Here is a 9,577-nt window from a genome sequence, read left to right as displayed (position 1 = left end):
GCCACCGCACAAAAGCGCACCAGATAGGCCCACACCAGACCCAGCGCCGTGGCGGTCATGAGGTAACCCGCACCGCTTTCGGGCCAGCGCGCCTGCAACCAGCCCACGGGCAGCAGCAGGCCAACCACGATCACCGCGCCGGGCACAGCATAACCCAGGCCCGCCAGTTGCACCGCCCAGCGGGTGGGCGCATCGGGGCGGCGCCGTACGCTGAACGCCAGCGCCAAAGCCAGGGCAACCGCCAGCACCGCGCTGATCAAGCCCAAACGCACGCTGTTCAGGGCCCAGCCTGAAAACGAGCCCCAGGACAGCACCGACCAGTCGGCAATCAGCGGCCGCAGCATGAACAGCACCGGCAACACAAAGCCGGCCAGCACGGGCACGCCACACAGCAGCCAGGCCAGACCAAGCTGCCCGCCCGTCAAACGCTGCGCACGCGCATCCATGGACCCGGCCCGGGCGCCGCGGCTGGCCGCAAAGCGCAATTTTTGCCGGGAACGGCGCTCCAGAAACAGCAGCAGCGCCACCATCACCAGCAGCATGGTGGACAACTGGGCCGCAGCCAGGCGGTTGTCCATCGAAAGCCAGGCCTTGTAGATGCCCGCGGTAAAGGTTTGAATGCCAAAGTAGCTCGATACGCCAAAGTCGGCCAGGGTTTCCATCAGGGCCAGCGCGGTGCCAGCCGCCACCGCCGGACGCGCCAGCGGCAAGGCGATCTCGAACATGCGCCGGCGCATGGGCGCGCCGAGCAGGCGGGCCGCCTCCATCAACTGCGCCGCCCGTTCACTGAGGGCGGTGCGCGCCAGCAAATAAACATAGGGGTAGAGCGAAAAGATGAACACCCAGGCGGCGCCGCCCAGGTTGCGCACTTCGGGAAACACCCTGCCCTGCCAGCCCGTGAGCTCGCGCACCATGGTTTGAAACGGCCCGCTGAACTGCAAAAAGTCGGTGTAGGCATAGGCCACCACATAAGCCGGCATGGCCAGTGGCAACAGCAGCGCCCACTCAAAAAAACGTCTTCCGGGAAAATCAAACAAGGTGACCGCCGCCGCGCAAGACAAGCCCACTACCACAACCCCCACGCCCACCAGCACACTCAGGAGGAGCGTGGTACCCAGGTAATCGGGCAACACGGTTTGCGCCATCTCACGCAGGATTTGCCAGGCAGCGCTGTCGGCGTCGCCCATGGACAACCAGGAAGCCATCACGGCCAGCACCGGGAGCATGAAGACCGCCGTCAACAACAAAAACAGGAACTGACGCAGTCTGAGCAAGAACATGTAGGGATAAATGGATTAAAAGAGCAAATGCGAATTGTAGGCATTTACAATCATTTTCATGTTTCTAGAAGTCTCTCAACTCAGTGTCACTTATGCCGGTCGAACCAGCCCGGCCGTGCAGAACGTGTCCTTCGGCCTGCGCGCCGGGGATATTGGCGTGCTGATCGGGCCGTCGGGGTGCGGCAAAACCACGCTGTTGCGCGCGGTGGCCGGGTTGGAGCAAGCCAGCGCAGGCGTCACCCGGCTCGGCGGCGAAGTGGTGAGCCAGGCCGGCCAGTCGCTGCCGCCGGAGTTGCGCCATGTGGGCATGGTATTCCAGGACTACGCACTGTTTCCCCACCTGAGCATTGGCCGCAACGTGGCCTTTGGCATTGCGCATTTGCCGCGTGCCGAGCGCCAGGCCCGAGTGGCCGAAGTGCTGGCGCTGGTGGGACTGGAGGGACAGGAAAAACGCTTCCCCCACGAACTCTCGGGTGGGCAGCAACAGCGCGTGGCGCTGGCGCGCGCACTCGCGCCCGGACCGCGCTTGTTATTGCTCGATGAGCCTTTTTCAAACCTTGATGTGGACTTGCGCGAACGGCTTGCCTACGAGGTGCGCGGCATCCTCAAGGCGGCCCATGCCACGGCCCTGTTTGTTACCCATGACCAGCTCGAGGCTTTTGCCGTGGGCGACACCATTGGCGTCATGCACGAGGGCCAGTTGCACCAGTGGGACAACGCTTACACGCTTTACCACCGTCCGGCCTCGCGCTTTGTCGCCGAATTCATCGGCCATGGCGTTTTTACCCCGGCCGTGATCCGCGACGTGGCCGGCCAGGTGGTGGTGCAAACGCCTCTCGGCAACCTGTCGGACATGGCCGAGTGCCCGCTGCCCTGCGCCTACTCAAACGGGGCCTGTGATGTGTTGCTGCGCGCCGACGACATCGTGCACGACGACGATGCGCCGGTCAAGGCGCAGATCATGCGCAAGGCGTTTCGCGGCGCCGAGTTCCTGTACACGCTGCGCCTGGCCACCGGCGAAACCGTGATGGCGCTGGTGCCCAGCCACCACGACCATTCCCTGGGCGAGTGGATTGGCATTCGCGCCCAGGTGGACCATGTGGTGACCTTCAACCGCGACTGCCCGCAGCACGACGGCCGCATGTGCCGCATGCCTTGCGAGCACACCGTGCGACCGGCCGACCTGGTGCAGCCGGTGCAATGGCATGCGGAAAAACCTGTTGTAACACTTTGAAAAATCTCCAACTTAACTGACGCCTGCGTTCAGGGATTCGCAGGAATGCCTGTAGCATGACGGACTGCTCTTTCAAAACGATAGTCAAAAGATGTTCGCCCGTTGGCAACCGATCAAATCAGTCCCACCGTTGATCACGCTGGCCATGCTGGGGGTGACGGCTGGCTATTGGATCAAAGAAGAAAGTGACTTGCTTCACGAGCGCCAGTATGTTTTTCAGGAAGCCGCCAATCTTGTCACACAAAACATTCACCAAAGAATTTCGAATATCAATTTGATATTGCGCGGTGTCAAAGGACTGTACGAAAGCTCCAGCGAGGTAACGCGCAGCGACTTTCGACAATACTACAAGGCACTGCAGCTGGAACATATACAGCACAGCCTGCAGGGGCTTGCCATTGCCGTCCGGGTGCCCCAGGCCCAAAAGCCACGCCATCTGGCTGATATGAACAGCCTCGGGATTACTGACTATAAGATCAAGCCGGAAGGAGAACGCGCCCAATATGCACCGATTGTTCTGATTGAGCCTTTTGCGGACAGCAACGTCAAGGCGCTTGGATTTGACCTGCTTTCCAACCCTGGCTTGCAGGGCGCACTGGAACGGGCGCGCGACACCGGTGAGATGGCCTTGACCGGTCGCATCAAACTGGTGCAGGACGACACGGACGCTTTGCCAGCCGTTGTCATGTATGTACCCATTTACGCACAAGGCCGACCTATCGATACGCAGGAAGAACGCCGTGAGGCGCTGGCCGGCTGGGTCAGCGGCCCTTTTCGCATGGCTGATCTGATGGCGGGTCTGAAACAACAGCTTCCAGACGATATTGGTTTTGACATTTATGTTGGTGAAACCGCCTTGCCGGCGGCACGACTTGTCAGTTGGAAAACCGCTTTCGGGGCACCCGACTCAGTGCCTGCGCTGAACACCACACGAACGCTGGATATGGGTGGCAAACGTTGGACCCTGGTCTTTCGCACACTGCCGACATTCGAAAACGCCTTTAACACCACGCATAAACATTGGCTGATCGCCCTCATGGGGATCACCTTGAGTTTTTTGCTGGGTTGGCTGTCCTGGCTCCTCTTGACCGGGCGTGAACGCGCTGTTGCACTGGCAAACAAAATGACACAGGAATTACGCCTGGCCCAGGCCGATCTGGAAGCCACGCTGGATGCCATGCCTGACGTTTTGTTCGAGGTCGATCTGGCGGGGCGTTATCACGCGTTTCGCACCTCCCGGTTAAACCTGTTGGCGGTTCCGCCAGAGGTTTTTTTGGGCAAATTGCTCTCTGAAGTTCTGCCTGCACCGGCATCTTCGATTTCTTTGGCCGCCTTGCAGGAAGCCAATCTGAAGGGTTTTTCCATGGGGCAACAAATCGAGATTCCGATTGGCGGTGAACTGCGGTGGTTTGAGCTCTCGATTGCCCGTAAAAATGACATCGGTGCCGGCGAGCCCCGTTTTATCGTGATTTCACGTGACATCACGGAACGCAAGAAAAATGAGGCGCAATTACAACTTGGCGCGCAGATGTTCACCTCCAGCCGCGATGGCATCGTGATCACCGATGCTCAGACCCGCATTCTCTCGGTCAATCCGGCGTTCACCACCATCACCGGCTACAGCGAAGCAGAAACCCTTGGCCGGACTCCCGGTTTTCTTAGCTCCGGCCGACACGACACCGCCTTCTATGCTGCGATGTGGCAGGAGATCCAGACCGACGGCTATTGGCAGGGAGAGTTATGGAACAAACGCAAAAACGGGGTGATTTATCCGGAGTGGCTGTCTGTCAGTGCCGTCAAAGACGCTTCAGGAGCTACCACCAAGTACATCGGCATCCTGTCAGATCTCACCGACAGGAAAGCTGACCAGGAGCGCATTGCTTACCTGGACCACTATGACAAGCTGACCCAGTTGCCCAATTCTGATCTCTTGTTTGACCGAACCACCCTGGCGCTGACTACAGCCAAACGTACCAGCGGCCGCGTGGCCATGTTGTTTCTTGACATCGACCGTTTTCAGTACATCAACGACTCACTTGGCCGGTCTGTGGGTGATCAGGTTTTGCGGACAATTGCCACCCGTCTGGTCAATAACCTGCAGGCCGATGACACCGTGTGCCGGCACAGCGCTGATGAATTCATCTTGCTGCTGCCAAATACCAACGCCCACGGTGCGGCACACGCAGCCAGTCGCATGCTGGCGCTTATCAAAGAGCCTGTGGTGCTTGACAGCGGGCAGGAGCTACGGCTGACGGCCAGTGTCGGGGCCGCCATTTACCCCGACAACGGCACGGACATTGAAAAATTGACGCAATGCGCAGGTGCCGCCTTGAAGCAGGCCAAACTCAACGGCCGCGACAACTTCAAGTTTTTTACCGAACAAATGCATGGGCAGGTGAATGAATTGCTGCTCATGGAAAATCAACTCCGCCAAGCGCTGTCCAAGGGGGAATTGCTGCTTTATTACCAACCGCAAGTCGATGCGCTGACGTGTCGGATCATTGGCGCAGAAGCGCTGATTCGCTGGCAACATCCTGAATGGGGTCTGGTCTCACCCAGCCGCTTTATTCCCATTGCTGAAAACAGCGGTCAGATTCTGGAGATTGGTGACTGGGTCTTGCGCAGCGCAGTCCAGCAGGTGGCCAGCTGGCAACGCGAAGGCTTGGGCGTTGTCCCCGTGGCCGTTAATTTATCGGCGCTCCAGTTTCATCAGTCCACCTTGTGTGAAACAGTAGCTGCTGCCTTGCAGAACAGCCAGTTGTCTCCTGCGCTGCTGGAGCTGGAATTGACCGAGCGCATTGCCATGGAGGATTCCAGCCTGGCGGTTGATCAGATCAGCAAGCTGCATGCCATGGGCGTCACCTTGTCGATTGACGACTTCGGCACCGGGTATTCCTCTTTGAGTTACCTCAAGCTCTACCAAATCGACAAACTCAAAATTGACCAGTCATTTGTGCGCGAGTTGGGTCGTGATGACAACGACGGCGCCATTGTGCGGGCGATCATCAGTATGTCCCACGGGCTTGGTTTCAGGACCATCGCCGAGGGTGTGGAAACCCAGTTTCAACTTGATTATTTGCGCGCTCAAGGGTGCGACGAAATTCAGGGTTACCTCTTTGGACATCCGCTGCCCGCAGAAGAATTCGCCCGCCTGCTGCGCCAAGGTGGCCCGCTTGTGAGCGTGGAACCCGGCGTGCTGCCGCCGATGCCAACTTGACCAATCCGACTGATTTCAACTGATCAGAGACAATTGCCCAGCGCTTATTTCAGCGGTATTGGCAGCGTGGCCGGCACGGGCACTGCGGTCACGCTATTTTTCGGACTGCCATCAATGAGTTTGTCGGAATACACCAGATAGACCAGGGTGTTGCGCTTGCTGTCAACCATGCGCACCACGCGCACATGCTTGAACAGAAAAGACGTGCGTGCATTGAACACTTCGTCTTGCATGGCAATCTTGCCCTTGAAGGCAATCGGTCCGATCTGGCGGCAGGCCACCGAGGCGTCGGACGTGTCTTCTGCCAAGCCCAGCGCGCCTTTGTACCCCCCTGTTTTAGCGTGCGACAAATAGCAGGCGACCCCGCCCACGTCGGGATCATCGAACACTTCCACCACGACTTTGTCGTTGGGGCTCAAAAGTTTGAATGTGGTGCTGACGTCACCCACAGTTTCAGCAAAGCAGCCCAACGATGCGGACAGAAAAGCCACGGTAAATAAGATTTTTTTCATGCATGTCCTGCCGGGTCAACCCGCCTGATACGCCACGCGCCCACCCACCAGAGTGCAACGCACGCGCCCGGGCAATTCGTAGCCTGAAAACGGCGTATGTTTGCCCTGGCTGACCAGGGTGTCGGCCTGCACCGTCCAACTGGCCTGCGGGTCGAACACACAGACATCGGCCAGCCCCCCCACTTGCAAATGGCCGGTACGACCCAGGCGCGGGCCCAGGGCCGCGCCCAGCACCCTGGCCGGGCCCTCGGTCACCACCGCGATGGCGCGCGCCAAAGCGATGCCGCTGTCCAGATGCCATTTGTAGGCCAGGCTCAGCAGCAACTCCAGTCCGGTGGCGCCGGGCTCGCTTTCGGCAAACGGCAGGTTCTTGGCATCTTCATCGACCGGCGTGTGGTCCGACACCAGCGCATCAATCGTGGCATCAAGCAATCCGGCGCGCAGTGCGTCACGGTCACGCTGCTGGCGCAACGGTGGGGTCAGCCGGGCGCTGCTGTCGAAATAGCCGATGTCGGTATCGGTCAGATGCAGCGAGTTGATGCTGACATCGCACGTCACTTTCAAGCCGTCCAACTTGGCCTGGCGCACCAGGGCGACGCCGGCGGCGCTGCTGATGCGGCACAGGTGGACGCGCGCCCCGGTGGCGCGCATCAGCTCGAAAATGATGTGCAGGGCAATGGTCTCGGCCATCACCGGCACACCGCTCAGGCCCATGCGGGTGGCCAGCGGGCCGCTGGCCGCCACGCCCTGACCCAGAAAATAATCCTGCGGACGCAACCACACGGCGTAGCCAAAGGTGGTGGCGTACTGGAAAGCGCGCTGCAGCACCTGGGTATTGCCCAGCATGCCCTCGGCTTGGCTGAAGGCCACGCAACCGGCATCGGTCAGCATCACCATCTCGGTGAGCGTTTCACCCTTGAGGTTGCGCGTCAGAGCGCCCAGCGGATAGACCCGCGCCTGTTGCAGTTTTTCGGCGCGAAAGCGCAGCATTTCAACCAGGCCGGGCTCGTCGAGCACCGGGTCGGTGTCGGGCTGGCACACCAGGCTGGTGACGCCACCGGCCATGGCCGCGCTCATTTCGGATTCGAGCATGCGGGCATGTTCGTTGCCTGGTTCGCGCAGGCGCACCGCCAGGTCCACCAGACCCGGCAGGACCAGGCAGCCATCCGCTGGAATAGTGACCTCCGGCTGAAAATCCGCAGGAATATTTTTGATCGCGACGACGGCCCCATTGCCCAGGGCGACGTCGGCTTTGGCATCCAGACCACTGGCGGGATCGATGACCCGGCCGCCCTGAATCAGCACACGTGTTTGCTTGTTCATCTGTTGTTCTCAAAAAAGTTCAGGCTTCGTTGCCGGCCACGATGCTCATCACCGCCATGCGCACCGCAATGCCAAAGGTCACCTGCGGCAGGATCACACTCTGGCGACCATCGACCACCGCCGAGTCAATCTCGACGCCGCGGTTGATCGGGCCGGGGTGCATCACAATGGCGTCCGGCTTGGCCAGTTGCAACTTGGTCGAAGTCAGGCCAAAACTCTTGAAGAATTCCTGGCTGGAGGGCAGCAGCGCGCCGCTCATGCGCTCGTTTTGCAGACGCAGCATGATCACCACATCGGCGTCCTTGATGCCTTCTTCGAGCGTGTGGCAGACCCGCACACCCATCTGCGCCATGTCGGAGGGCACCAGGGTCTTGGGCCCGACCACGCGCACCTCGGCACAGCCCAGCGTGGTGAGGGCGTGGATGTCGGAGCGCGCCACGCGCGAGTGCAGCACGTCGCCCACAATGGCCACCGTCAGGTTGGCAAAGTCGCCCTTGTAGTGGCGAATGGTGTACATGTCGAGCAGACCCTGGGTGGGATGGGCATGGCGGCCGTCACCGGCATTGACCACATGCACATGCGGCGCCACGTGCTGGGCGATCAGGTAGGGCGCGCCAGATTCGCTGTGGCGCACCACAAAAATGTCGGCGGCCATGGCGCTCAGGTTGGCAATGGTGTCCAGCAAGGACTCGCCCTTGGCGGCGGACGACTTGGCAATGTCGAGGTTGATCACGTCGGCGCTCAGGCGCTTGGCGGCAATCTCGAAGGTGGTGCGGGTGCGCGTGGAGTTCTCGAAAAACAGGTTGAAGACGCTCTTGCCGCGCAGCAAGGGGACTTTTTTGACCTCGCGGTTGCCGACCGAAACGAAATTGGCGGCAGTGTCGAGCACCTGGTTCAGGATGCTTTTGGGCAGGCCCTCGGTCGAGAGCAAATGGATCAGCTCGCCGTTTTTATTGAGCTGCGGGTTGCGCTGGTACAGCATGGCTAAATGTCTTTCACGTTAAAACTGAAACGGCCGTCCTCATGGCGTTCCAGCGCCAGCGACTGGCTGGCGGGCAGGTTGATGCGTGCGCTGCACAGGTCGGCCTGGATCGGCAGTTCGCGGCCGCCGCGGTCCACCAGCACCGCCAGCTTGACGCTGGCCGGGCGGCCGAAGTCAAACAGCTCGTTGAGCACCGCGCGCACCGTGCGCCCGGTAAACAGCACATCGTCGAGCAACAGCACATGGGCGCCGTTCACGTCGAACGGAATTTGCGTCTGGGCGCTGCTGGTCATGCCGCGGCGGGCGAAGTCGTCGCGGTGCATGGCCGACGAGATGATGCCAAACGGCTGCGCCAGGCCCAAGTCCTGGCGCAGGCGCTCGGCCAGCCAGACGCCGCCCGAGGCGATGCCCAGCAGCTGCGTGTCCGGCTGCAGCAGCGGGCGCAGGTTGCGCGCCAGATCGGCATACAGCGCCTCGGCATCAAGTGCCAGTGTGCTCATGGAAGACTCCTTAAAAACTGTTCCAGAATGATGCAGGCCGCCGCCGCATCGGCGTCAACCGCGCCCTGCGAGCGGGCCTCGGTGGTGGTGTAGCGCTCGTCGACCTCAAAGACCGGCAGGTTGAAGCGGCCGTGCAACTGGCGCGCAAAACGGCGCGCCCGCACCGTGTTTTCGTGGGCGGCGCCGTCGGGGTGAAACGGCACGCCGACCACCAGCGCGTCGGGCTGCCAGGTTTTGAGTTGCAGCGCCACCTTGTCGAAGCGGGCCTTGCCCTCGGCGATGATCGTGCCCTGCGGCTGGGCCGTGCGCATGAGTCGGTTGCCCACCGCAAAGCCGGTGCGCTTGAGGCCGAAATCGAGCGCCATGAAAGTTTGCAAATGGGCGGGCACCACCGGTTGTGGGTTGACGCTTGAACTGTCTGGCAAAGTGCTCATGCGTGTCCGGCGTCGGGGGCCAGCATCCAGGGCTCCAGGCCCAGCAGCTTGAGTGCCTGGGCGTAGCGCTCAGGCACCGGGGTCTCAAAGATCAG

Annotated in this window: 9 protein-coding genes; 2 read left to right on the top strand and 7 right to left on the bottom strand. The window is 60.8% G+C overall.

Annotated elements, in window-relative coordinates; genetic code table 11:
- A partial coding sequence (locus tag NDI87_RS14365) for an ABC transporter permease subunit (protein ID WP_296276070.1) occupies positions 1 to 1,280 on the bottom strand: 1,280 nt, incomplete at its 3' end.
- Positions 1,281 to 1,338: 58 nt separating this feature from the next.
- Here NDI87_RS14365 and NDI87_RS14360 point away from each other — a divergent pair.
- On the top strand, positions 1,339 to 2,514 hold the full coding sequence (locus NDI87_RS14360) for an ABC transporter ATP-binding protein (protein WP_296276068.1): 1,176 nt from the start codon (positions 1,339 to 1,341) through the stop codon (positions 2,512 to 2,514).
- Positions 2,515 to 2,632: 118 nt separating this feature from the next.
- Here NDI87_RS14360 and NDI87_RS14355 read toward each other — a convergent pair whose 3' ends face one another.
- Positions 2,633 to 2,950, bottom strand: a complete 318-nt coding sequence (locus NDI87_RS14355; protein WP_296276074.1) for a hypothetical protein — start codon at positions 2,948 to 2,950, stop codon at positions 2,633 to 2,635.
- Between NDI87_RS14355 and NDI87_RS14350 the strand changes: the two genes are divergently transcribed.
- On the top strand, positions 2,870 to 5,731 hold the full coding sequence (locus NDI87_RS14350; protein WP_296276072.1) for an EAL domain-containing protein: 2,862 nt from the start codon (positions 2,870 to 2,872) through the stop codon (positions 5,729 to 5,731). The genes NDI87_RS14355 and NDI87_RS14350 overlap by 81 nt on opposite strands.
- A 44-nt stretch (positions 5,732 to 5,775) precedes the next feature.
- On the opposite strand, the gene NDI87_RS14345 is transcribed toward NDI87_RS14350, so the two are convergent.
- The 5 genes from NDI87_RS14345 to ruvX are packed head-to-tail and all read right to left on the bottom strand — an operon-like array spanning position 5,776 to position 9,482.
- Positions 5,776 to 6,243 carry a CreA family protein gene (locus NDI87_RS14345; protein WP_296276066.1) on the bottom strand — a complete coding sequence of 156 codons (468 nt, stop codon included), beginning with the start codon at positions 6,241 to 6,243 and terminating at the stop codon, positions 5,776 to 5,778.
- Between the two features lie 15 nt (positions 6,244 to 6,258).
- Positions 6,259 to 7,566: a dihydroorotase gene (locus tag NDI87_RS14340; RefSeq protein WP_296276064.1), complete on the bottom strand. Its 1,308-nt coding sequence runs from the start codon at positions 7,564 to 7,566 to the stop codon at positions 6,259 to 6,261.
- Between the two features lie 19 nt (positions 7,567 to 7,585).
- Entirely contained in the window at positions 7,586 to 8,548 is a 963-nt protein-coding gene (locus NDI87_RS14335) for an aspartate carbamoyltransferase catalytic subunit (RefSeq protein WP_296276062.1), read from the bottom strand.
- A gap of 2 nt (positions 8,549 to 8,550) precedes the next feature.
- Positions 8,551 to 9,048 (bottom strand): bifunctional pyr operon transcriptional regulator/uracil phosphoribosyltransferase PyrR, encoded by a 498-nt coding sequence (pyrR, locus tag NDI87_RS14330; RefSeq protein ID WP_296276060.1) that lies wholly within the window; start codon positions 9,046 to 9,048, stop codon positions 8,551 to 8,553.
- Positions 9,045 to 9,482, bottom strand: coding sequence for a Holliday junction resolvase RuvX (ruvX, locus tag NDI87_RS14325; protein WP_296276058.1), 438 nt, complete (start codon positions 9,480 to 9,482; stop codon positions 9,045 to 9,047). The genes pyrR and ruvX overlap by 4 nt, the downstream gene beginning before the upstream one ends.
- Positions 9,483 to 9,577: the final 95 nt, after the last annotated feature.

This window comes from Rhodoferax sp. (genome assembly GCF_023701345.1).
In the GTDB taxonomy this organism is placed as follows: Bacteria; Pseudomonadota; Gammaproteobacteria; order Burkholderiales; family Burkholderiaceae_C; genus Rhodoferax.
The sequence above is the reverse complement of the archived record's forward strand: the minus strand, read 5'-3'. Positions and strand labels throughout refer to the sequence as shown.

Excerpts from the sequence above, each read along its gene's own strand:
- ruvX (WP_296276058.1), bottom strand. The coding sequence starts at position 9,482 with ATGAGCACTTTGCCAGACAGTTCAAGCGTCAACCCACAACCGGTGGTG.
- NDI87_RS14355 (WP_296276074.1), bottom strand. The coding sequence starts at position 2,950 with ATGGCGTGGCTTTTGGGCCTGGGGCACCCGGACGGCAATGGCAAGCCC.
- NDI87_RS14360 (WP_296276068.1), top strand. The coding sequence starts at position 1,339 with ATGTTTCTAGAAGTCTCTCAACTCAGTGTCACTTATGCCGGTCGAACC.
- pyrR (WP_296276060.1), bottom strand. The coding sequence starts at position 9,048 with ATGAGCACACTGGCACTTGATGCCGAGGCGCTGTATGCCGATCTGGCG.
- NDI87_RS14335 (WP_296276062.1), bottom strand. The coding sequence starts at position 8,548 with ATGCTGTACCAGCGCAACCCGCAGCTCAATAAAAACGGCGAGCTGATC.
- NDI87_RS14345 (WP_296276066.1), bottom strand. The coding sequence starts at position 6,243 with ATGAAAAAAATCTTATTTACCGTGGCTTTTCTGTCCGCATCGTTGGGC.
- NDI87_RS14340 (WP_296276064.1), bottom strand. The coding sequence starts at position 7,566 with ATGAACAAGCAAACACGTGTGCTGATTCAGGGCGGCCGGGTCATCGAT.